Consider the following 22,568-nt stretch of genomic DNA (forward strand, 5'->3'; position numbering starts at 1 on the left):
CCGGGAATGACTGCAATGCCCACTATGGTCGTGACTGGTTCCGGCTCCGGCATTGGCCGGGCAACAGCCAATGTCGCCGCTCGACATGGCTGGTCGGTGATTGGCGTCGACATCCGGGATGCGGACGTTGATGCCGACCTGTCTCAGGACGCCCAGCGAGAGGCCGCCGTGACTAACATTCTGGCGCGGCTCGATGGTCGTCCGCTTGGCGCGCTGGTGGCTTGCGCAGGGCTTGCGGCGGGCGACGCCAGCACGATCATGAAAGTGAACTTCTTTGGTGCCACGCGCCTCGCCGAAATGCTGCTGCCATCGCTGCTCGCCGGGCCGCAGGGAAGAGCCGTGGTGATTTCGTCGAATGCGTTGCTTCACACCCCGCTGTGGGGCAACGCAGCCATCGAAGCTGCCCTGGCAGGGCAGGAAGACGAAGCGGCCGAAGCTGTGAAGGGGCAAGCCGACCTAGCCTACTTCACCTCGAAGAAAGCGCTGTCGCTATGGGTCAAGCGCGAGGCGGTTAAACCCGATTGGGCGGGGGCAGGGGTACTGCTCAATGCTATTGCACCTGGCGCGACGGCTACACCGATGATCGCAGGCTTGCTGGAAGATCAACAAGGCCGTGATTTCTTGATGCGAATGACCCCGACACGAACACCTGAGGTCGCCAGGCCCGAAGCCATTGCGGAGCTTGCGTGTTGGTTGGCCAGTACCGCGAACCGCTCTGTCGTGGGCCAGACGATTTTTTGTGATGGCGGCGCGGAAGCCACGCTTCGACCGAGCGCTATATGAAGCGACGGGAAACGACGATGAAAGCTTTCCAGCTCAACGCGTATGGCCAACCACCTATGATGGGCTTGGCCGATGCGGAGCGCCCTGTCTTGCGCAGTGACGACCTTCTCGTGCGGGTTGTTTGTGCCGGGATAAACCAGATGGACTGGAAGCTGGCTGAGGGCTTTCTGAGGGACTTCTTGCCCCATCAGTTGCCTGTTACGCTGGGTTGGGAAATCGCCGGAGTGGTGGAAGCGCTCGGGCCCGATTGCACTTCTTTTGCCATTGGCGATCCTGTGTTCGGCATGCTCGACCTCATGCGGAATGGCGGTTTTGCTGAATATGTCGCTGTTGCCGAAGGCAAAATGGCACGAATTCCTAATGCAGTCTCGTTTCAGCAAGCAGCTGCTGTGCCCTTATCGGCAATTACCGCGTGGAACAGCCTGTTTGCTTTCGGAGCGCTCAAGGCCGGTCAGGACGTTCTGATCCTCGGCGGTGCGGGAGGGGTTGGCCACCTCGCGATTCAGCTGGCGAAGCGCGCTGGCGCGCGGGTCACGGCAGTGTGTTCGGCGGCAGGCGGACGTCTTGCGCTCGGTTGCGGGGCCGACGCTGTGGTCGACTACAACAAGGATGACTTTGTGCGCTTCGGCCCATTCGACCTCGTGCTCGACGCGGTCGGGGGCGAGACAAGGAACCGCTCTTGGAAAGCACTACGCGAGGGTGGGGCCCTCGCGACGATCGTGCCGCCCTGGGATACCGTCGCCGATGTCAAACGCACGGATGTACGCAGCATGCTGGTGGGGGCCGCACCCGATGGCGCCACTATGCGCCAGCTTGCTGTGGCAATGGAAAGCGGTGAGCTACGTCCCCAGATTGCTCAGACCTGCGGTCTTGATGGGTGCACGGCAGCCATACTCGCCAGCAAGGCCGGGCACACACACGGAAAGCTGGTCATTGAGGTCGGTACACCTCAGGCCCGAGTTTAGCAGGCTACTCGCGCTATCTCGGTAGCTGAAGCATATCGCGATTCAGCTGATCGACCTTTGTGCATCCCATCAGCGCCATGGTTCGGCTGAATTCGCTTTCGAGCATGCTCAGCGCCCGTGCTACACCGGCTTGCCCCGCAGCGGCCAGGCCATATGTTGTGGCACGACCAACCCAAACACATGATGCGCCAGCGGCAATGGCTTTCAGGACATCGGCACCTCGTTTGAAGCCTCCGTCCACCATCACCGTCACTTTTGGCGCCACGGCATCCACAATCTGGGGCAGGGCTGCAAAAGATGGAATGCACCCATCGAGACTGCGTCCGCCATGGTTGGAGACGATAATGCCATCGACGCCCAGGTCAGCGGCAGTGCGGGCATCCTCGGCCGTCGAGATACCCTTGACAACAAGGATGTCTTGCCAGGTCCGCCGGACCTCCCGCAGACTTTCCCAGGAGAATGTTGCCACTGGCGCCGATGCAAAACTTGCCTTCTTGCCGAAGAATGCGCGTTGGCCTTCAGGCAGATCTGCGATTTCGGGCAGGCCGCCATTGAGTTTGTAACGCAGCACAGTTCCTGCCAGCCAGCGCGGCGAGAGCAGCATCTGGCGCCACGTCTCCGCGTTCATCATGCGCGGGGCGAAGCCGTTGCGATACATGTACTCGCGGTTGCCGGTCATCGCGGAATCCATGGTAATGACCAAAACCCGGACGCCTGCCTCTTTGGCGATGCGTATCTGATGATCCATGATCGGCTGCTGCAAAGGATAGAGCTGCCGCCAGAGCAGATCACCGCATATGGCCTTGACCTCGGCGAGCGAGGCGAAATTCGCATTGCCCAGAGTATACGGCACGCCAGCCGCTGCGGCTGCTTGGGCAATCTGGAACTCGCCGCGGTAGGCCAGCATCCCGACGAGCCCTGTGACACCCACCCCGATCGGTATGTTCTGCCGCACCCCGAAAAGGCTGACGGACAGATCGCGGGTCGACACGTCGATGCCGACGCGCTGACGTAGAAAGGTGTCCTTCAGGCAGGCTTCATTTGCGCGCGTGGTGACTTCGTCCTCAGCGCCCCGATCGATGAATTCGAACAGCCCGCGCGGGATTCTGCGGCGGGCCAGGCGGGCCAGATCCTCGATGTTGTAGATCTGATCGAGCCCGCCCATTCGGTATCGCCTCTTATCGGTTGAGTGCCATGTCAGGGAAATGGCTTGCAATCGTGTCGGCAATGCCCTCGCGCCAGTGGATCTGGCACTTGCCGACAAGGGCTTCACGCTTGCTGTTGTCGGTCAGATAGTTGTCGCGGTAATATTCGCCGCGCAGATAGCTGACAGGAACGCCGGAAACCTGGGAAATGTATTCGATGTATTCTACATCGCTGACAGCATCGTCACCGGCAATATTGACAATGTTTGCCGGCACGGAGGCAGACTGAAACAGCCCTTCGGCAAACCGCGCAATATCGTCAACGTGGATGGGCATGCAGAAAGTGTTGCCTTCGGGCGGCAATTCGATCGGTTCGCCGGCCAGCATCTTCTTCAGGAACAGGATGGGCACACCGCCCCAACTCCCTGGTCCGTAGCAGATGCCGGGGCGAATAATCACAGTCGGAAGGTCATATAGCGCGGCAAGAGAGCGCACGACGGCTTCAGCGGCGATCTTGCTGACCTGGTAGGCCGGAATGAAAATCAGTCCGCCTCCCAGAGGATCGGATTCCTTGTGATGGTGATCGGGTTCGAGGTGCTTGTAGATGGCCGTCGAGGAGATGAAGAAAAAGGCCTCCGCTTTGCGGAACCTCTCCATCAAACGGGCACAGGCAATGCCGTTGACGTCCATCGCGGCATCATAACTTTCCGTCTCGCGCAGCATCGCCGTGTGCAGGACGTGGGTGATGTCCGCCGGCACATCCTGCGGAAAGGGATCGGTGGCCATATTCCAGGGTATGCAACGGACGCCCGCAGCTTCGAGTTCGGCGCGGACCGGTTGCTCCGCCTCATTGAACAGCGACAGCCCCCACACTTCGTTGTGCGCAGCGAGCTTGAGCGCGATGGGGCGGGCAATCAATCCGGTTGCCCCGGTGATCAGGATGCGCTTTCCGGTCAGCATTCTGGATAATCCTTCCTGTGTGGAACCGCTGGCAATTTGACATGCGCCTCGCGGACAGGCCTTAGTCTAAGGATGACCCGCCGGTTCGCTGCATCGTCCATTCGGGGGAGAGGTATAGCTTCAAGCAGCCTTGATCAGATCGGCACCCTTCTCCGCGATGGCGATCGTTGCCGCGTTGGTGTTGCCGGAAATCAGCCGAGGCATGACTGATGCGTCGATCACGCGAAGCCGCTCAACGCCGCGCACGCGCAGTTGCGGATCCAGCACGGCGTCGCTGCCGCCCATCCGACAGGTTCCTACCGGGTGATAGCCATGGCTGGTCAACATGCGTACTGTCTCTTCCCATTCGGCGTCGTTGCGCGGCGTCTTGGCAGGAAAGTTGTTGCCGATGATGTGGCGCGCAAGAGGATCGGTGGCGAACAGCTTTTCGAGAAACTTTCCGGCAGCGATCAGCCTCGCAAGATCATCCTCGGAACCAAGCAGGCGATGATCGATCACCGGTGGCACTGCCGGATCGCGACTGCGCAGCCGGATCTCGCCGCGACTCTCCGGGCGGACGCAAGTCGCACCAACGGTAATGCCCGGCGCGTGATGCATTTCCGGCTTGCCCAGGGAAAAATCCATCGCGAGCGGCAGGAAGTTCAGACCCACATCCGGTTCGACTTCATCCGGGGAAGACTTGATCATCCCCATGACCTGAACCGCCGCCGATGACAGGGGGCCACTGCGCGTGAAGATCCACTGCAGCAGGGCTCGGCCGATCACCAACGGCCCGAACGGACTGTTGTAGGTTGGAATGTTGACCAGCTTCGACGCGGTATAACCGGAATGCTCCTGCAGATTGAGCCCTACGGGCAGATCGGCGATCACGTCGATGCCGAGGTCGCGCAGATGCAGGGCAGGCCCAAGACCCGACCGCAAGAGGATCGCGGGGGAGCCGATTGTGCCGGCGCTGATGATCACTTCATCAGCATAAAGCGTCTTGCGCTGCCCATGCTGCTCGATCGCCAGACCTATTGCCTTGTTGTCCTTGACCAGCACCTTGTCGACCATGGCCTTGGTAACGACGCGCAAGTTGCTGCGGTTCTTTGCCTCGCGGAGAAACGTACGCGATGTGCTTTGGCGGGTTCCGCCCCCTGCCGTGGTATAGTTTTCGTAAACCCCGAACTGATCACCATCACAATAGTCGATTAAATGAGGGTAGCCCAGTCTTACGCAAGTTTCGATCATGGCGTCGGCGAGGCTATGGCGAGCGTTGGCCGGACCGACCTTCATCGGCCCATGCATGCCGTGGGCCTGTGACGGTGCTCCGGTAAAACATTCCGAGCGCTTGAAATAGGGCAACAAGTCGTCCCAGTCCCAGCCGGTGGCACCCGCCTCGACCCAGCGCCGATAGTCTTGCCGCTGCCCGCGAATGTAGACCAAGCCGTTGATCGAACTCGAGCCGCCAAGCATTTTGCCACCCGACCAGATTACCTGCCGATTGCCGATCGACGGATCCGCTTCGGTGAGGTAGTTCCAGTCAGCTGCCGGGTTTCCCATCAGTTTGAAACATCCCGCCGGCATTGCCACCAGCGGGCTGCGATCCCTGCCACCGGCCTCTACCAGAGTTACGCGGTTGCGCCGATCTTCTGACAGTCTGGCGGCCAGCACGGCTCCGGCGCTGCCCGCCCCGGCAATCAGATAATCCATGGCTCTCTCGTCCCTGAGGCTGCGCACCAAGCGCCACCTGCATTGGCTACCATGGCGCAGCAGCCGCACGGGTCCTCCGTTTGGACGTCGGCGAGCGGTTCCGTATCCGGCATGAAGGCGTGAGGGAGCAGGGCGGGCGACACAGAGCATTTGACCCAGGTCATTGCGGTCGAACGTGCCCGTAACGGAGAGAAGCGATGGGCAGACTGGAGGGCAAACGGGCATTGGTGACCGGGGCCGGATCCGGTATTGGTCGTGCGATCTGTCTGCGCTTTGCCGCAGAAGGCGCCAGGGTAATCGCCGCTGACATCAAAGGTCAGGATGAAACAGCGGCTCTAGGGCAGGGGCAGATTCTCCCGCACGCTTGCGACGTGCGCGATCCCGATGCCGTCGCTGCCATGACCGCCTTCTGCCGTGCGGAATGGGGCGGGCTGGATATCCTGGTCAACAATGCAGGGATCGGTCGCGGTGGGCCGCGTTTGCATGAAACGTCGATCACAGACTGGGACGACGTCATCGCAGTCAATCTGCGAGGCGTGTTTATCGGCTTAAAGTTCGCATTGCCCATCTTGATGGATTCGGGTGGAGGAGCCGTCATCAACATGGCGTCGAGCGCGTCGTTCAAGGCCGTGCCGTGCACGGGGGCCTATACGCCCTCAAAAGCTGCAGTGGCGCAGATCACCGCAATGGCAGCGCTGGAGTATGCGGGGGACAATATCCGGGTGAATGCCGTAGCACCCGGGCCAATTGCCACCCCGATAATCGAAACACTTCCAGTCGATCAGCGCGATGGGCTCATCAGCGGCGTGCCGCTCCGACGCTTTGGAAGCGTCTCGGATGTTGCAAGTGTCGTCCTGTTCCTCGCATCAGATGAAGCTGCGTTCGTGACCGGCGCAACATACCTGGTCGATGGCGGGCTTGTGGCGGGCTAACGCTGGATACGGCGCTCGAGTAGTCCTTCGCTTGAGCACCGGCGATTAGTGCGACCGCGCAACCAGCAGTCGATCATCCGTTCGGACGATACCTCAGCAGCCGAGCACGGTAGAGCACCACAGGCGATGCCGTTTGGCCCGTTTCTGGCACCTGAGGAGACAGTTATGTTCACGCTCTCACATCCACGCTCGGTTTATATACGCGGCGAGTGGGTCGAGGTCTCGGAGACGGCGCCTGTCATCAATCCGGCCACCGAAGAAGTCATCTGCGAGGCAGCGGTGTCGGGGCTGGACCACGCAGCCGCCGCTGTTGGCGCCGCGCGCGAAGCTTTTGATCTGGGCCCGTGGCCGAAAATGAAGCAGAGCGAACGGAACGCCATCCTTTCTGCTTTCCTCGACGCCATCGAGGCACGGCGCGAAGATGTTATTCAGTTGATGATCGCGGAAAGCGGGGCCACTCGGCAAGGCTGCGAATACTTCGGATATGGCACTGCGCTCTATCTCGGACGTGGGTATCTCGATCTTGCCAATCGACCGGCGATTACGCCGCTGCCTATCGAATCTGTTCCGTCCCATGACGGCCGGATCAATCTGGCCGTCGGGAACATGGTGCGTGAACCGGCTGGGGTGGTCGTTGCGATAACCGCCTACAACGCACCCCTCATGCTGAATGTCGCGAAGATCATTCCGGCTATGGCGGTGGGCTGCACTGTAGTCCTCAAGCCCTCTCCGTTCACACCGATCGAAGCGCTCATGCTCGGCGAGTTTGCCGAGCAGGCCGGTATTCCCGCGGGCGTACTGAACATCGTGACCGGCGACGTCGCAGTGGGTGAGGCCCTGACGACGGACCGCCGCGTCGATCTGATCTCCTTTACGGGATCGGACAAAGTCGGCAGCATCATCATGCAACAGGCGGCCCCCCAGCTGAAGCGTGTCTTGCTGGAACTGGGCGGCAAATCGGCGATGATTGTCCGCCCCGATGCAGACCTCGACGCGGCAGCAATGGCGGGCCTGTACGGGTTCATCTTCCAATGCGGTCAGGGCTGCGGGCTCCACACCCGTCACATCGTCCACAATTCGGTCCGCAAGGCTTACGTCGAGAAAGTGGCCGCGATGCTTGGTCACGTCAGCATCGGCGATCCAAGCGATCCGGCAACGGCAGTCGGACCACTGATCAATGCGCAGGCCCGTCAAAGATCCGAAGCGTACGTGACCCTGGGGCTCGAGCAGGGTGGTCGGCTGGTGGCCGGTGGGCAGCGGCCTGCAGGGCTTGGGCGCGGTTTCTTCTTCGAGCCGACGTTGTTCGATGATGTCCAGAACAGCTCGCGTATAGCGCAGGAAGAGATTTTTGGTCCGATCGGTGTGGTGATCGGATATGACACCGATGAAGAGGCGATCAAGATTGCCAACGACAGCGACTACGGTTTGTCAGGCGGCATATTCTCAACTGACATCGGCCGGGCGCATGAGATGGCGCTTGCCATGCGCACCGGGAATGTCCTGCTCAATGGCGGGCCCGGGGTTTTCTCGCCCTATCACCCCTACGGTGGATACAAACGCTCGGGGATCGGGCGAGAATACGGGATCGAGGGCCTCAACGAATTTACCCAGGTCAAAACGATCCTGTTCAAAGGCGCGTGAAGGCTCCAACTGGGTTTGTTTAGCGGCGCTATATAAAATCGTGCTCATACCCCGTTCGGACGAGGATGCCCATGCCGACACGTGGCACTTCGGGCAAACTGAAAGAGCGGATCAGCCTTAAACGCTGGCGCATTGAAGTGGGAGAAGGTCACAGCGCCGCGCACCTGCGAGCGCTGATATGCATCAAACTTCATATCCGCATTGCGCCTCGGGTCTGTGCTCGCGTGCGCATGTTCGAATTTTTGGATTGCATGAGAACGCCAAAAAATGAGGAGGGAGACTATGATTTTCAAGCATGTAGCCAAGGGCGCACTTCTGGCGGCGACCGCGCTGGTGGCCTTCCCGGCGCAGTCGTGGGCGCAGGCTCAGCAGTCAGCCGCCGAGCAGGATAAGGCGCAGAATGATGCAGGCATCGCCGACATCGTTGTTACTGCGCGCCGCTCAAGCGAATCCTCGCAAAGGGTTCCCGTCTCGATCACGACGTTGTCGACCGATGCGCTGCGCTACAATGTTGTTCAAAGCGCAACCGACTTGACGAAGGAGGCCTCAAGCCTCCGCATTGCGTCTAACGTGACCTCTCCTGCCGGTCTGACCATCGATTTGCGGGGGCAGACGCAGACCGGCACTGCCGCGAACGATACGTCGTCAGTCGGTGTCTACCTCAATGACCTTTTCCTTAGCTCGGCCCAGATCTCCGGCAGCGTTCTGAACCTTCACGATCTCGAGCGGGTCGAAGTGCTGAAGGGCGCACAAGGCACACTCTATGGCCGCAACGTGACTGCTGGCGTTGTCAAGTTCGTGACAAAAAAGCCGACCGACAAGTATGAAGCGTCGCTGACTGCCGGTCTCGGCAACTACGATCGCCGCTTTGTTGAGGGTGTGATCAATATCCCTCTCGGAGATACGGTCGCAGTTCGTGTTCTGGGCAGTGTCGACGATCACGGGGGTTATTCCTATGATCCTACGGTGAAGCGTGAAGCCGACAATCAGAAGAAGTGGAATGTCCGCGGGGCTCTGTCCTGGAAACCGAATGATCGCTTCTCCGCAATGCTCGAAGGAAGCTATGGCGAGTACCGCGCGTCGGACTTCGATACGCGAACGACCTACATTCAGCCTGGCGTGAACGCTGCGACGATGAATGTCATGGCTGCCCTCGGCATCAATGGCCTTTCTGCGCAGTCGTTGGCACCTGTGATCTTCTTTGGCGCCGGCGTTCCTGGATGCCTCGGAGCGGCTGGACCTGACTTCACGCTTCCGACCTGCAAATTGACGCCGCAGCAGTTCGGTGCGGCTGCGGCAGCCGGTCAGGCTGCAGGCGCTGCGTTGCCGCAAGTTTATGCGGCAGTTGCAGCGCAGCGCGACGCTCCGCGCAGTCAGGCGATGTCGCTGAATTCGAAGTACCGCACTCCGGCAAAAACCCGGGCGGCGAACGGAGCTTTGACCCTCGCTTACGAGTTGGGTGACGCGACCATCAAGTCGATTACCGGTTATGACTTCGGGTCGAGTGACCGTTTCTTCAACGTGGGCGGCGGCCCCTGGATCCCGATCTATACGAACCAGAATGGCTATAGCTCGCAGTGGACTGAAGAAGTGCAGCTTGTCGGCAAGTGGGGCGATCGTCTGAACTATGCTGCCGGTGTGTTCTTCATGGACCGCAAATCGGCCGACAACCGCGAAGACTCTAGCCAGGACGGCGCTTTCCCGCTGTTCCTCGGCCAGTCGGGCTTGGGGATCACGAACGGTTCGACCCAGGTCAACTCTTCGCACACCAAGAGCTACGCCGGTTTCGCGCAGGCTACCTATGAGATTGTGGACAATCTGAAGTTTACCGGCGGTGTGCGCTATACCAAGGAAGACGTGAACGTCCGTTCGTCGGGTATTCAGAAGCCGCAGGCCGCCAATGGTTTCACGACCAGTTGCATCGGGCCGGCCCCGACGACATCGGCCACTCCGATTGCCCAGTGCTTTGGCACAGCGAGTGCGAGTTTTGGATCGTGGAACTATACAGCTGGCCTCGACTATACTATCGTGCCTGACGTGTTGATCTACGCCAAGACGAGCAAGGGTTTCAAGTCGGGCGGCTTGAACGTGTTTACTGGTGCAGGCGCGCCGATCCAGTCGTATGCTCCCGAAACGACATATGACTATGAGGCGGGCGTCAAATCTCGCTTTCTTGATCGGAAGGTCCTGTTCAACCTTACGTATTACCACACAAATTATAAGAACATTCAACGAGCGGTTTCTTTCGCTGCCGGTCCAAACCTGATTCTTACCGCAACCCGCAACGCGGCCACGGCGCAGATCGACGGTGTCGAAGGAGAGCTGAAGGTTGCACCGGTCACCGGGCTCGAGCTGGGCGGGAATCTCGCGTACATCGACGGTCGGTACAAGAACTACGCGACAACCTTGGTCTTCCCGACGGGGCCAGTCGTGCAGGACCTTTCCAACCTGCAGTTCCAGGGGCTCGCCAAGTGGACCTACAACCTCTACGCTGGCTATGATGTCGACGTTCCGTTCGGCAAGGCGCATGCTCAGGTGAACTGGTCGCACCGCAGCTCGGCAAACCTGTTCGAAAATGACAGCTATGCCACGGCTTCTGGCCCTGCAACGCCGCTCGCTGAAACCCGCCAGGACCCTTATGGCGTACTTGGTGCCTCGCTCACCTTGGATATCCCGAAGTGGAATTCGTCCGTTACGTTCTGGGGCAAGAACGTACTCAACGAGCGGTTCAAGATCTCTATGATCAGCCTCTCGAACAACGGCGTGGGTTATACCTGGGCAAACTACAGCGATCCTGCGACCTATGGCGTTGATTGGACCATTCGGTTCTAACCCTGATCGGGACTGGGTGCCTTGAAGCCGGGGGACCCATCTGATGGACAAGTGCCGTGGAAGCTTTGGCTTCCACGGCACTTTCACTAGGTACAAAGGGCATGCCGGAGCGGCGGTTCATAGTCCTTTTAGACGGAGCCGCGCACGCTACCTGCGGGTATAACGGTGTTCAGTTTTTCGGCCCCGCCTTGCTAAGGAGCGTTCTTCATGCGTGTGCGTCGACCCACGTTCGACTTCTCCAACACCCCCGCCCGTTGGGCAACCGAGGGTGAATTTGCCCAGCAGATGAATGCCTCGTCACTTTGGATCCCCTATCTTGAGCGGTTTCTCAACCGGGTGATGGCGCAGGCCGCATCGCGGCTCGATGCGAACGATCCCAACACGGCGAAGCTCAAGGCCGACATCCGTATGTTCATCCGCCAGGAAGCGAACCATTATTCGTTGCATGGTGCTTTCAATGAAATTCTGCCCCGTAGCGGGTATAACGTGAAGGCGTTCGAAGAGCATTTCGAGAAGGAGTTTGCGCGCCTCTACGAAACGAAGTCCTTCAAGTTTCTGCTAGCCTATTGCGAGGGGTTTGAAACTTTGGGCCCACCGATGGCGCTTGTCTGGCTCGATGAGATCGAAGAGCTCCTTGCGGGAGCCGATTCGGAAGTCGTGCGTCTCTGGAAATGGCACTTGATGGAAGAATACGAGCATCGCGCCGTTTGCCACGATGCGTTCAAGGCCTTCCGCGGCGGCTATTTCCTGCGGGTCTACGCATTCTTCTACCAGCTCCGCCATCTCGGCGGGTTCTCGCGCATGGTACGCGATCACTTGTTCGAAGTGGATTCGGCAGGGAAGACACCGTCAGAAATCAAGGAGATGAAGCTGCGCGGCAAGCGTGTCATGCGCAAGGTGATGAAGCTTGCCTTGCCGCGAATTCTGAAGGCCCTTTCGCCGTTCCATGACCCAGCAAAGGCGCCGGAACCGAAGGCCTATCGGCGGTACATGGCCAGCATTGAGGCCTCGCTGGCCTGATGTCAGGAACCGTCGAGCAGCATGCGCCTTCGGTCGGCACCGCATTCGCCATCGACGTTCCGGATGCGGTTCTCGAAGACCTGCAGCGGCGTTTGGCCAACACGCGCTTGCCGGCACATGAAACCGGCGGGGGATGGAAGGACGGCATAACGGTTGCGTTCGCTAACCGGCTGCTGACCTATTGGCGCGATTGCTTTGATTGGCGCGCGCAGGAAGTGCGGTTCAACCGCTTTGCCCAGCGCATGGTCAATGTCGACGGCCGCCTTATCCATGTCCTGATAGAGCCGGGTTCGGGGCCCAATCCGTTGCCGCTTCTCCTCGCGAACGGCTGGCCCAGCTCATTCGTCGAGTTCGATCAGGTAATAGAGCGATTGGCCCACCCGGAGCGCTTCGGCGGCAAGGTGGAGGATGCTTTCACGATCGTTGTTCCCGCCATGCCCGGTTTCGGTTTTTCACCTCCGCCGCCCGCGCCGACGCCGGTGCAAGACTTCGCCCCCGTGTGGGATCACCTGATGGCCCGCGAATTCGGGTTTGATCGCTATGTCGCAGTCGGTTCCGATTGGGGCAGTTTGGTCGTTGCCTCGCTCGCTTTCCAACATACCGGTGTTCTTCGCGCCGTCATGCTGACAACAACCGGCGGCTTCATCGACCCGGCCGGTGGCGGCACGCCCCCGACCGAAGAGGAGCTCTCCTGGCTGAGCAAGCTGGGTGTGCCTGGTCCGGAAAGTGCCTATCAGGCGATCCAGGCAGCGAAGCCTCAATCGCTCGCTTTCGCACAGACCGATTCCCCGCTGGGGCTGGCGGCCTGGATCACGGAGAAGTTTCAGGGCTGGACATGCCCAGGGACGGAAGCGGATCCGCCGTTCGATATGGACGACTTGATCGCGAACGTCATGATCTACTGGCTGAACGGATGCGCTGCGCCGATGTGGCCGTATGCTTTCCTGCGGCAGGCTGTACTGCCCCAAGGCGCCAAGGCCGGTGTTCCGGCTGGTTTCATGTTCTTTCCGGCCGATCTGTCCGAAGCTCCTCCGAAAAGTTACCTGGAGCGGGCCTACGACGTTGCGCACTATCGTGTTCACGACAAGGGCGGGCATTTCCCTGCTCAGGAAGTCCCAGAGCTGTTCGTCAGCGAAGTCACGCAGTTCTTTAGGCCCTATCGCTGAAGCTTAGTTCGCGCTGCCGCCGCGCCGAAAGTCGGGTTGGCAACGACGCGTGCCGGCCCGCCCTACCGTAAGGTGACGTCTACCCGCTCGATCGCATCGGGTTGCATGGTTGCAGGTTTGTATTCGGTTACCGGAACGCCCGTGTCGCGCCCGACATCGAAAGTTTCGACCAGACCCGCAGTGCGGGCAATGGTTCTAGCAATGGGCCCCTCCGCTGCTGATTCCCCATCGACGGAGATGCGCATAACGCCTCCCGCACGAAAGCCGCGATCAGAACTGAAGTCGAACGTTACCTTGTGGCGCCCAACCGCAAGCGGACCGGAAGCGGCAACCCGAAAAATGTCAGCTGGATTGGTGGAAACGGACTGAACGACCGTCGGAACGCCATCGTTCAGAAAGAATGACCAGCCGCCAAACCAACTGCCAGAGGCCACCAAAACACCGTTGGCGTCGTTCCGGTCGAGGTTCAGATTCACGTCGATCCTGAAGGATCGCCCTGCCAATCCAGGAGCCATTCCAGGCATGACGGACACGTCGCTCCCCCAATAGGAAAAGCTGCTCCGACGAGGAGGGTGAGCCTTCATTGAGTCAATGCCGCGCAGGAATGCAAACCTGTCATCGATCGGATAAACGTTGTTGCGCTTTGCCTCCCTGTCGAAGAGGTCTTGCATCTCAGCCAGCTTGCCCGGCATGCGAGCGGCCAGATTGGTAGACTGGCTGTAGTCCTTTTCCAGGTCATACAGTTCCCACACATACCCAGCATCGGGGTGTGTTGGCTTATCTTCCCAAGGCATCCGGATCGGCCGAGTACTGGCCATCCAGCCATTGCTGTAGATAGCGCGGCTGCCCGCAAGTTCGAAATACTGGGTCCGCTGGATATGCGTGTCTGCCGCGAGACTGGGCAAAAGGCTGATCCCCTCTACGGGCATTTGTTCGGCGCCGTTTACGGTCTTGGGCTGCGGAATACCTGCTGCATCCAGGACCGTTGGCATGATGTCGATCACATGCGCAAATTGGGTCCGAAGCGCGCCCTTGTGGCTGATCCGTTTTGGCCAGGAGGCGATAAATCCGTTGCGGGTGCCTCCCAAATGCGATGCGATCTGCTTGGTCCACTGGAAAGGCGTGTCCATTGCCCAGGCCCACTCGACCGGATAGTTCTGGTAGGTCTTTGGTCCGCCCATTTCGCCAATGTTTGCATTCAGCCACTCGGTCGTCGCATGAACGCCGTTGGCGATGTGTCCGATCTCGTCGAGCGTCCCTTCGGGGCCGGCTTCCGCACTGGCACCATTGTCGCCACACACGAACAGGATCAGGGTGTTGTCTGACAGTCCCATGCGGTGGATTTCATCCAGCAACCGCCCAATCTGCGCGTCCTCATAGGCAAGCATGCCCGCATAGACTTCCATCATGCGGGAGAAGGCCCGGCGCTCCGGCTGGGAGAGCGTACTCCAGGCCCGGAGCTCGGCAGGCCGCGGCGTGAGTTTGCCATTGGGCGGAATGATGCCCAGGCGCCGCTGCCGGGCATAGGTTTCTTCGCGCAGCTTATCCCAACCCTGATCGAATTTTCCCGCAAAGCGTGCGATCCAGTCGGCTGGTGCCTGATGGGGTGCATGGGCGGACCCGGGCGCCAGGTAGATGAAAAACGGCTTGTCCGGATCGGCGGCGTTCTGATTGTGCAGCCAGCCGATGGCGTCATCGACCAGCATGGTATCCAGCAGCTTGCCGTCTGTTGCCTCCTTCCCATCCAGCATGGTCGTGTTGCGCACAAGGCGAGGGCTGTACTGATCGGTGTCACCGCCGATAAAGCCATAGAAGTATTCAAAGCCAAGACCTGTTGGCCAGTGGTCGAATGGCCCGGCAGCAGAGGCCTCCCAGTTGGGCACGTTATGATGCTTGCCGAACATGGCACTGTTGTAGCCGTTGAGCGTCAAGACCCGCGCCAGCGTGGCGGCGCTGGGAGGAATCTGCGTGTTGTAGCCCGGATAACCGCTCGGAAGGTCGGCCATCAGGCCCATCCCGACCTCGTGATGGTTGCGGCCGGTCAGCAGAGCAGCACGGGTTGGCGAGCAAACGCCGGTCGTCTGGAACTGGTTGTACCGCAAGCCCTTGGCCGCGAGGTTGTCGAAGTTCGGAGTCGGTACTGGCCCTCCGAAGGTGCTGGTTGCTCCGAAACCGACATCGTCAGTCAGAATGACGAGCACGTTTGGGGCGTCTTGCGGAGCCCGGATCTGGGCCGGCCAGTCGGGCCGCGAGCTGGCAACATCCGGCGCAATCGTTCCGGCGAATGCGGGCTGACCAATCGGAAGGTTCAGGCGTTGTTCGGCGGTCTGGGCGTGGGCAAGAGTGGCGACGCAGGCTCCCGTAAGCATAAGCAGCCAGCGGGATGTTCGGGAAGACATGCATTTGGCCATTGAAGTGCTCTGTGATTGATCAAGGTGAAAGGGAAAGTCTGTCAATCGCCAAAATCCATGCGAATGACGACCGCATTGGGCCCGGCGTGAGCTTGGCTCCAAGCGTGTTCGATCGCGCGGCGCGGGTCATCGTCCTGTTCGACGACAGCCACAGGAATGCCAAAGCCCGCGATGATGCCCTCGACGCTGGAACCGCTTTCGCGAAAATCGCTGCCGAGGTATCCGGGGCCTTGCGGCACGGCAGCGGGGCCCAGTCGCTGGATGTACTGCCGCTCAAAGTAACGCGTGGACCCGTAGCCGCCATTGTCGAGGACGATGAGGGTCACCGGCAGGTTCTCGTTGCGCAGCGTCCAAAGCCCAAGTGCACCAAATCGCAGCGATCCATCCCCGATGACGCAAGTGGCTGGCTCGCCCGATGCCAGTGCGACACCTGCCGCAGCGCCGGTTCCCCAGCCAAGCGATGCACCGGTCGTACCCATGTAGCGGTGCCCGTCGGTTGCCCGCAGTACGCCTTGCACGACAGGAATGCCCATGACCGATTCATCGACCAGCCAGCCATGGTCGAGCGCATCGTGCAGTGGGGTGATCGCGCGCAGATAGCTTGATTGGCCGCGCGGCATTTCCGCCGAGCTCATCCCCTCGCGAAGTGAACTCAGCCATGAACGCCGCGCGTCGACAAGCCCTGCCGATGCGCCGTTTGCGCCAACCGCTCCCGCAAGGGCCGCTGCGAATGCGCCAGGATCGGCTGCTGCTGCCCAATCAGCCTTCTTGGTCTCCTCCAGTTTCAGCGGATCGGCATTGATATGCGCGATCCATTGCGCTTGCGGGAACCATGATGGCTTGGGATGCGCTTCAAGCAGGAACCGGGCACCCAGAAAGATGACGACATCGGCGGTCCTTTCAAGTGCTGGTGCGAACAGGATGTTGCCAAAGCAATTCGGGTGCCCCGGGGCAACTCCAAGCCGGTCGGCAAAGCCCGGTTCATAGGCGAGTGCGATGCCTTGCGCTGCCGCCAGATCCTCGATGGCCCGCGAACCACCAAAGCGCCTCAGTTGGCCGCCGACGACAATAAGCGGACGCTGAGCGAGAGCGAGGGCTTCTGCCACAGCCGAGACATTCGGGATGGCGGGTGATGGCGCAGCGGACTGCCGGAAGGAGGTTTGCTCGACCATCCCTTCCAGCACGTCCTCGGGGATCGAGAGGAAGACCGGGCCCGGCAGTGCGCCCGATGCCACGGAACGCGCCTTTTCCAACCAGAACCGCAAGCTCATGCCCGGTGCGATTTCGTGCGAGAGCCGGGTGAAAGGCCTCGTCATCGCAACAAGATCGCCTTCACCAATCGTGCTGCCGAGACTGCGGTGGTAGGAGGCCTGCTGCGACGCGATTACGGTCAGAGGTGTTTCATCGCGCCAGGCATTGTAGAGGTTGGCAAGGCCGTTTGCGAGACCTGGAAGCATATAGAGCAAGGTCGTGGCCGAACCGGCCACGCGGGCATAGCCATCAGCCGCAGCCACTGCGACGGATTCATGGATCGCCGGCACGAAGCGAATGTCGGTATTCTGCAGTTGATGCAGGGGGGCGACCATCGAGCTGCCAGGCAGGCCGAAAACATGTTTTTGCCCAGTTTCGACCAGAAACCGAACGAATTCAGCGCTCCCGGGCACCATTGTCTTGCCGGTCTGTGAGTTATCGCTGGCCGTCATGGCGCATCCTCTACGCATAGCCGCTTTTCGGCTTATCGCTGTTGTCGATGCATCGAAGGCAAGCTGGCATCGTCTCTGGAGACTACAGATGCACAGCGCGCGACGGTTTTTGCGACGGCACCTTGTCCAGCCGCACGCTTGGCGCTGGTTCAGTGCCAAAGGCAGGGGAGCAAATGCACTTTCTAGTGCGTTTGGACGAGTTGGGGCGGGGACGTGATGCCGTAGGCCGATGGTGCCTGAAGGGGAGTGACGATCATGGTGCCGACCGCAGACCTCGCTGAACTACCATCCGGCACGCGGGTGCAGGAAACCTTCGGGGTCGACGAATTCCGGCGCAGGCTTGCGGCCATGGGGCCCCTCGTGAAGGACCGCGCGCCCGAAGCAGAGGCGAACCGGCGGCTACTGCCCGAAACCTTTGGGCAGCTGCGGGACGCAAGGTTGTTTCGTGTCGCGCAGCCGCCGATGTTCGGAGGAGTTGGCCTCGATATTGATCAGGTCTACGAAATTGCGTTCGAACTCGGACGTGCCGACCCTTCAACAGGCTGGAACGCTGCGTTCTATGCGCTCCACAATCACCAGATCGGCATGATGCCGAAGGAAACCCAAGAGGAGTATTGGGCGGCCTCGTATGACGTGCAGATGGCCACCGCATCTGGAGTGGTGCGGGCCGTGTTCGAGGATCAGGGCGACACTGTTCTCGTCAATGGCGAGTGGGACTTCGCCAGCGGGGTCGATTATGCGGACTGGCTGCAATTGAACCGGCTTACCGAGAAGGGTGCGCAGCAGATGTTGCTGCACCGCTCGCAGTTCGAGATCATCGACAATTGGCGAACCGCAGGTGCACGCGCCACCGGGAGCAATCGTGTCCGGGTTGTCGATGCGAGAGTACCGCCACACCGCACGCTCGATGCGCAGCTCATGGCCAATGGCGATACGGTCGGGCGCCAGCTCCATCCCAGTCGTTTCTACAAACTGCCGATCTTTCCCTGGATGGGCTATGTCATCACCTGCGCCATCATCGGCGCAGCACAGGGGATGCTTGATGTGTTCTCCGACCAGGCGCCGCGTCGGCGCGAGATGACAACTGGAGATATGTTCGTTGATCGTGCAGCAAACCAGCTGCGCATCGCCGAAGCGTCGGCAGAGGTTCACGCGGCGCGGCAGATCCATGCCGGCGATGTGCGTCTGTTCCACGAATGGGCCGATGCCGACTATCGGCCGACTATGCTCGAGCGCGCGGCCGTGCGCCGGAATGCGGCCTATTGCGTCAAGCTCTGCCTCAACGCGGCCTATCGCCTGTTCGAGGTGGGCGGGGCATCCGCCATTTATGACCACAATCCGCTGCAGCGCTACTACCGGGATATCTCAGTCATGTCGCATTCGATCGCGGTGGTCTGGGATCCTATTGCCGAGCAGTATTCGCGGGTGCTTTGGGACCTGCCGCCCAAGTCCTACAACCTTTGAATGACCTCACAGTGAGCGGGATTGCCATGGGAGCACCCGGCGAGGCGCGAGACGCTGCGTCGGATCTTCTGATAGCCGGATCCGGCGTTGCAGGGCTGGTTGCAGCCATCACGGCACGTTGCTGCGGCCTCAATCCAGTCATTGTCGAAAAGTCGGACAAATGGGGCGGAACCAGCGCAATGTCGGGTGGTTCGCTGTGGATTCCTGGTCATCACCTGATGGCTGAGAACGGCGTTGATGAAGACATGGCCGAGGCCGCTGCCTACCTTGCGGCTCACGCCTCACAAGGGGGGGCGCCAAGTTCGCCCGAACGTCAGGCAGCCTTTCTGCAAACGGGTCCGGAAATGGTCCGGTTTCTGGCGGATCTCGGCTTCGAGTGGGATTTCAGTCCATTCCCCGATTACTATCCCGAAGCAGAGGGCGCCTCGTATGGCCGCGGCGTCAATGCGAAGCTGTTCGACGGGGCTGCTCTAGGTGCATGGCGCAAGTCGATGCGGGCAATGGTTCGCATCCCGGCCGTCGTTGTCAAACCGCATGAATTCAAGTCGATGCTGATGCCGACACGCGATTTGCGCGCCATGCGCAACGGACTGACGGTGGCCTTGCGTACGGCATGGTGGCGCCTGCGCGGCAAATCGCCAATGTTCATCGGGCAGGCACTGACCGGGCGTCTCATGGAGATTGCGCTGAAACTGGGCGTGGACGTTCGCCTCAACAGCGCCATCGTCGATTTGCTCCATGAAGGTGGCCGCGTCGTAGGCGCGGTCGTTGAAAGCGGGGGCGTTCGGCGTGAACTGCGCGCCAAAGCGGGTGTTGTCTTGGCGTCCGGCGGATTTGCCCGCAACGATGCGCTGCGTCGCAGTCATCAGGCTGTCGCGGGCAGTTATACCGTGGCGGTTCCGGAAGATACAGGCGACGCGCTGACGGCGGCAATCAAACTAGGCGCGGCAACTGCGCTTATGGATGATGCCTGGTGGGGCGCAAGCGTGCTCTTTCCCGATGGATCGCGCAGCTTCCTGCTTTGGGAGCGTACCTTGCCGCACAGCCTTATCGTCGACCGCACCGGCCGCCGCTATGTCAACGAAGCTGCGCCCTACAATGATCTTGGCCGCGTTATGGTCGAGCGCAGCCGCATTTATCCAGCCGACCCATCCTTCCTCATCATGGATGCGCGGCACCGCCGCCGCTATGTTTTCGCGAACCTGCTCGGAGGCTACAACCCAAGCAAGCTGATCCGGTCCGGTTTCCTGATCAAGGCGGCAACGATTGATGAGCTTGCAGCCAAATGCGGCATCGATACGGCCACGCTCAAGGAGACCTTGCAGCGCTTTAACCGCTTCGCAAAGACCGGCAAAGATCACGACTTCGGACGAGGAGACAGCCTGTTCGATCGCATCTACGGCGACGATGCGGTTGGGCCGAACCCGTGCCTGGGTGCGGTGGAGCAGGCGCCTTTCTGGGCCGTGCGCATCCATCCCGGCGATCTTGGGACCAAAGGCGGTCTGCTTACCAACAGCGACGGCCAGGTCCTGGACATGGCGCGGCTTCCAATTGCGGGCCTCTATGCCAGCGGCAACACGACCGCTTCAGTCATGGGACGCGGCTACCCGGGGCCAGGATCGACACTGGGGCCGGCGGCCGTCTTCGCCTACCGCGCCGCCCGCCACGCAGGAGGAACATTGAATGCCGACGTCGGATCAGAGCTATGACTATATTATCGTGGGTGCGGGGGCAGCGGGATGTGTGCTCGCCTACCGGCTATCGGCCGACCCCGCGATCAAGGTGCTGCTGGTCGAGGCTGGTCCAGAAGATCGCAACCCGCTGATCCACTTCCCGCGCGGCCTCGTAAAACTGATGGCCGACCCCAGGCACTGCTGGCAGATGCCCGCAACGGTCTCGGATCGCAATGTTTCGGAAATCTGGCTCCGCGGCAAGATGCTGGGTGGTTCCTCCTCGATCAACGGCATGATCTATGTTCGCGCCCAGCCCGAGGATTATGCCGATTGGGCCGCGGCAGGCGTGACGGGCTGGGAATGGGACGTGATGCGCGAGGCCTATCGCGCGATCGAGAATCACGAGCTTGGCGCCGATGACGTCCGTGGCACCGGCGGTCCGCTCAATGTCTCAGTAACCAAGCCGAATCCGGTCTGCGATGCCCTGGTGGCAGCGGCTGCGGCCATGGGCTTGCCGGCCAGGCAGGATGTCAATCGGCCCGGCCAGAAGGGCGTTGGGTATTCGGCGCGAACTGTCTGGAAAGGCCTGCGTGTCAGCGCCGCAAAAGCTTTCCTCAAACCGGTGCGCAAGCGACCGAACCTGACCGTGGTGACCGACACACTGACGCGGCGCGTCCTGTTCGACGGCACGCTCGCCGTTGGGATCGAGTGCGTCTCGGGTGGGCATGACATCGTCTATCGCTGCCGCGGGGAAGTTATCCTTTCAGCTGGTGCCATCCATTCTCCGGCCATCCTCCAGCGATCCGGGATCGGTCCTTCGGGATTGCTCTCCACTCATGGCATACCGGTGGTGGTCAACAGCCCCCGTGTTGGTGAAAACATGCGGGAGCATCGTTCCATCCAGTTCCAGTTCCGGTTGCGGGGAAACCGCGGCTACAATCGGTGGATGCGCGGCCCGGGCTTGCTGGTCAGCGGCCTTCAGTATTTGCTACTGCGAAAAGGGCCGCTGGCGCAGGCCGCGTTTGATGTCGTCGGCTTCTTCAGCACCGAAGGCAGGGAGCGGCCCGACGCTCAATTCCTTGCGACACCCATGACGCTGGACCAGTCGGAGCGGCTGCCCGTGGTTGAGAAGGACGGGGGGCTGCTGATCATTGCCTATCCGGCCCGACCGACCAGCCAGGGCTCAGTGGCGATAACGGGCGCTAGCGAAAACGCTCCGCTCGATATACGCGGAAGCTTCATGGCCAATCCGGAAGACCGTAAGGTTATGGGCGGAATTGCCACATTCCTGCGAGAAATGAGCCGCAAGGAACCGCTCGCCAGCCTGATCTCGCACGAGACCCATCCTGGCCCCGCGATTGAGGGCGAAGATGCCATCGTCAGGGCAGCCTCCGATGGCGGCTATTGCGGCTATCACGCGGTGGGAACTTGCGCGATGGGACCGAGCGAGGGCGATGTGCTGGACAATCGGTTGTGCGTGCGCGGAGCCGAGCAGCTGCGCGTCATCGACAATTCGGCGATGCCGCAGATGGTTTCGGGCAATACCAATGCTCCGGTTATGGCGCTCGCATGGCGGGCAGCAGACTTGCTCCTCGCCGATCGCGCGGCACAGCAGGCATAAGGCAGGGTCTGAAGTGAGGGGAGGGGTGCCGGGAGGCGGCTTCAGGCCTGGTTCGGGGCGGCGATAGGAGGCAGACCGCGAAACGCCTCTACCGCCGCCTGCGTGTCGAGGTATTCTCGCGCAAAGAACACCTGTCCCCCGCGCAAACGATAGAGATAGTGATACCGCTGGCGGTAAAGCTTGCCATTTGCCAGTTCCATCGTTGCGGTCGCCTCGACCGCGACGCTGTCGCCCTCGGCCACCATTCCCACGATCTGCTTGTCCCAGTTGCCAGTGCCAAGGGCGGCGTGGACGGCGCCCAGCATGACAAGCATCTCGGTTTTTGAGCGGGGACGATCGATGCCAGATTGCATGATTTCCCACTGCAGGTCATCCGCCAGAAGCTCAGCATAGGCCGCCAGGTCATTGCCCAGCTGCGCCGCGAACAACCGCTTCACGATGGTTTTGTTCTGCTCGTGCGGCATGGTCCGGTCCGTGCGGAAAGGAAGGGTTGAGGCCTAGCTGAACGGGCAGGGGGGTGCCGTCTGCGTCCGAACGGACGGCGCTGAGATCGCCCGCCC

General features: G+C 60.8%; 16 protein-coding genes. 10 read left to right on the forward strand and 6 right to left on the reverse strand.

The features are described 5' to 3' along the window. Window positions 1-6 precede the first annotated feature (6 nt). Complete coding sequence (locus CFE35_RS12890) at window positions 7-783, forward strand: SDR family oxidoreductase (protein ID WP_292931020.1); 777 nt, start codon at window positions 7-9, stop codon at window positions 781-783. Beyond that, on the forward strand, window positions 780-1,748 hold the full coding sequence (locus tag CFE35_RS12895; RefSeq protein ID WP_292931021.1) for an NADP-dependent oxidoreductase: 969 nt from the start codon (window positions 780-782) through the stop codon (window positions 1,746-1,748). Before CFE35_RS12890 ends, CFE35_RS12895 begins: the two co-directional genes overlap by 4 nt. A 13-nt stretch (window positions 1,749-1,761) precedes the next feature. Here the strand turns inward: CFE35_RS12895 and CFE35_RS12900 are convergent, their stop codons facing one another. From CFE35_RS12900 to CFE35_RS12910, 3 genes are all read right to left on the reverse strand, one after another. Next, a complete protein-coding gene (locus CFE35_RS12900; protein ID WP_292931022.1) occupies window positions 1,762-2,913 on the reverse strand; it encodes an alpha-hydroxy acid oxidase in 1,152 nt (383 codons plus the stop codon). Window positions 2,914-2,926: 13 nt separating this feature from the next. Next, window positions 2,927-3,853: an NAD(P)-dependent oxidoreductase gene (locus CFE35_RS12905; RefSeq protein WP_292931023.1), complete on the reverse strand. Its 927-nt coding sequence runs from the start codon at window positions 3,851-3,853 to the stop codon at window positions 2,927-2,929. 120 nt (window positions 3,854-3,973) lie between these two features. Further along, the gene (locus tag CFE35_RS12910; protein ID WP_292931024.1) at window positions 3,974-5,545 is read right to left on the reverse strand and encodes a GMC family oxidoreductase N-terminal domain-containing protein; all 1,572 of its coding nucleotides are present in this window, start codon (window positions 5,543-5,545) and stop codon (window positions 3,974-3,976) included. Between the two features lie 197 nt (window positions 5,546-5,742). Between CFE35_RS12910 and CFE35_RS12915 the strand changes: the two genes are divergently transcribed. The 5 genes from CFE35_RS12915 to CFE35_RS12935 all read left to right on the forward strand — a co-directional run bounded on the left by CFE35_RS12915 (window position 5,743) and on the right by CFE35_RS12935 (window position 13,136). Continuing rightward, entirely contained in the window at window positions 5,743-6,477 is a 735-nt protein-coding gene (locus tag CFE35_RS12915) for a glucose 1-dehydrogenase (protein WP_292931025.1), read from the forward strand. Between the two features lie 165 nt (window positions 6,478-6,642). After that, entirely contained in the window at window positions 6,643-8,118 is a 1,476-nt protein-coding gene (locus CFE35_RS12920; RefSeq protein ID WP_292931026.1) for an aldehyde dehydrogenase family protein, read from the forward strand. A gap of 282 nt (window positions 8,119-8,400) precedes the next feature. Beyond that, entirely contained in the window at window positions 8,401-10,950 is a 2,550-nt protein-coding gene (locus CFE35_RS12925) for a TonB-dependent receptor (protein ID WP_292931027.1), read from the forward strand. A 207-nt stretch (window positions 10,951-11,157) separates the two neighbouring features. Next, window positions 11,158-11,970: a metal-dependent hydrolase gene (locus CFE35_RS12930; RefSeq protein ID WP_292931028.1), complete on the forward strand. Its 813-nt coding sequence runs from the start codon at window positions 11,158-11,160 to the stop codon at window positions 11,968-11,970. Beyond that, on the forward strand, window positions 11,970-13,136 hold the full coding sequence (locus tag CFE35_RS12935; protein ID WP_292931029.1) for an epoxide hydrolase family protein: 1,167 nt from the start codon (window positions 11,970-11,972) through the stop codon (window positions 13,134-13,136). The genes CFE35_RS12930 and CFE35_RS12935 overlap by 1 nt, the downstream gene beginning before the upstream one ends. Before the next feature lie 62 nt (window positions 13,137-13,198). Here CFE35_RS12935 and CFE35_RS12940 read toward each other — a convergent pair whose 3' ends face one another. Next, a complete protein-coding gene (locus CFE35_RS12940; RefSeq protein WP_292931030.1) occupies window positions 13,199-15,535 on the reverse strand; it encodes an arylsulfatase in 2,337 nt (778 codons plus the stop codon). A 53-nt stretch (window positions 15,536-15,588) separates the two neighbouring features. Beyond that, window positions 15,589-17,409, reverse strand: a complete 1,821-nt coding sequence (locus CFE35_RS12945; protein ID WP_292931031.1) for a thiamine pyrophosphate-binding protein — start codon at window positions 17,407-17,409, stop codon at window positions 15,589-15,591. Between the two features lie 96 nt (window positions 17,410-17,505). On the opposite strand from CFE35_RS12945, the gene CFE35_RS12950 reads away from it, so the two are divergent. Genes CFE35_RS12950 through CFE35_RS12960 form a run of 3 tightly spaced genes read left to right on the forward strand, consistent with a single transcriptional unit; the run spans window position 17,506 to window position 22,008 of the window. Then, window positions 17,506-18,714 carry a hypothetical protein gene (locus tag CFE35_RS12950; protein WP_292931032.1) on the forward strand — a complete coding sequence of 403 codons (1,209 nt, stop codon included), beginning with the start codon at window positions 17,506-17,508 and terminating at the stop codon, window positions 18,712-18,714. Window positions 18,715-18,725: 11 nt separating this feature from the next. Then, window positions 18,726-20,423 (forward strand): FAD-dependent oxidoreductase, encoded by a 1,698-nt coding sequence (locus tag CFE35_RS12955; RefSeq protein ID WP_292931033.1) that lies wholly within the window; start codon window positions 18,726-18,728, stop codon window positions 20,421-20,423. Then, window positions 20,398-22,008 (forward strand): GMC family oxidoreductase N-terminal domain-containing protein, encoded by a 1,611-nt coding sequence (locus CFE35_RS12960; RefSeq protein ID WP_292931034.1) that lies wholly within the window; start codon window positions 20,398-20,400, stop codon window positions 22,006-22,008. The genes CFE35_RS12955 and CFE35_RS12960 overlap by 26 nt, the downstream gene beginning before the upstream one ends. Before the next feature lie 41 nt (window positions 22,009-22,049). On the opposite strand, the gene CFE35_RS12965 is transcribed toward CFE35_RS12960, so the two are convergent. Beyond that, window positions 22,050-22,472, reverse strand: coding sequence for a nuclear transport factor 2 family protein (locus tag CFE35_RS12965; protein WP_292931035.1), 423 nt, complete (start codon window positions 22,470-22,472; stop codon window positions 22,050-22,052). Window positions 22,473-22,568: the final 96 nt, after the last annotated feature.

It is taken from the genome of Novosphingobium sp. PASSN1 (assembly GCF_002278815.1).

Coding starts and splice junctions, on each gene's coding strand:
- CFE35_RS12890 (WP_292931020.1), top strand. CDS start 7: ATGACTGCAATGCCCACTATGGTCGTGACTGGTTCCGGCTCCGGCATT.
- CFE35_RS12895 (WP_292931021.1), top strand. CDS start 780: ATGAAGCGACGGGAAACGACGATGAAAGCTTTCCAGCTCAACGCGTAT.
- CFE35_RS12900 (WP_292931022.1), bottom strand. CDS start 2,913: ATGGGCGGGCTCGATCAGATCTACAACATCGAGGATCTGGCCCGCCTG.
- CFE35_RS12905 (WP_292931023.1), bottom strand. CDS start 3,853: ATGCTGACCGGAAAGCGCATCCTGATCACCGGGGCAACCGGATTGATT.
- CFE35_RS12910 (WP_292931024.1), bottom strand. CDS start 5,545: ATGGATTATCTGATTGCCGGGGCGGGCAGCGCCGGAGCCGTGCTGGCC.
- CFE35_RS12915 (WP_292931025.1), top strand. CDS start 5,743: ATGGGCAGACTGGAGGGCAAACGGGCATTGGTGACCGGGGCCGGATCC.
- CFE35_RS12920 (WP_292931026.1), top strand. CDS start 6,643: ATGTTCACGCTCTCACATCCACGCTCGGTTTATATACGCGGCGAGTGG.
- CFE35_RS12925 (WP_292931027.1), top strand. CDS start 8,401: ATGATTTTCAAGCATGTAGCCAAGGGCGCACTTCTGGCGGCGACCGCG.
- CFE35_RS12930 (WP_292931028.1), top strand. CDS start 11,158: ATGCGTGTGCGTCGACCCACGTTCGACTTCTCCAACACCCCCGCCCGT.
- CFE35_RS12935 (WP_292931029.1), top strand. CDS start 11,970: ATGTCAGGAACCGTCGAGCAGCATGCGCCTTCGGTCGGCACCGCATTC.
- CFE35_RS12940 (WP_292931030.1), bottom strand. CDS start 15,535: ATGTCTTCCCGAACATCCCGCTGGCTGCTTATGCTTACGGGAGCCTGC.
- CFE35_RS12950 (WP_292931032.1), top strand. CDS start 17,506: ATGGTGCCGACCGCAGACCTCGCTGAACTACCATCCGGCACGCGGGTG.
- CFE35_RS12960 (WP_292931034.1), top strand. CDS start 20,398: ATGCCGACGTCGGATCAGAGCTATGACTATATTATCGTGGGTGCGGGG.
- CFE35_RS12965 (WP_292931035.1), bottom strand. CDS start 22,472: ATGCCGCACGAGCAGAACAAAACCATCGTGAAGCGGTTGTTCGCGGCG.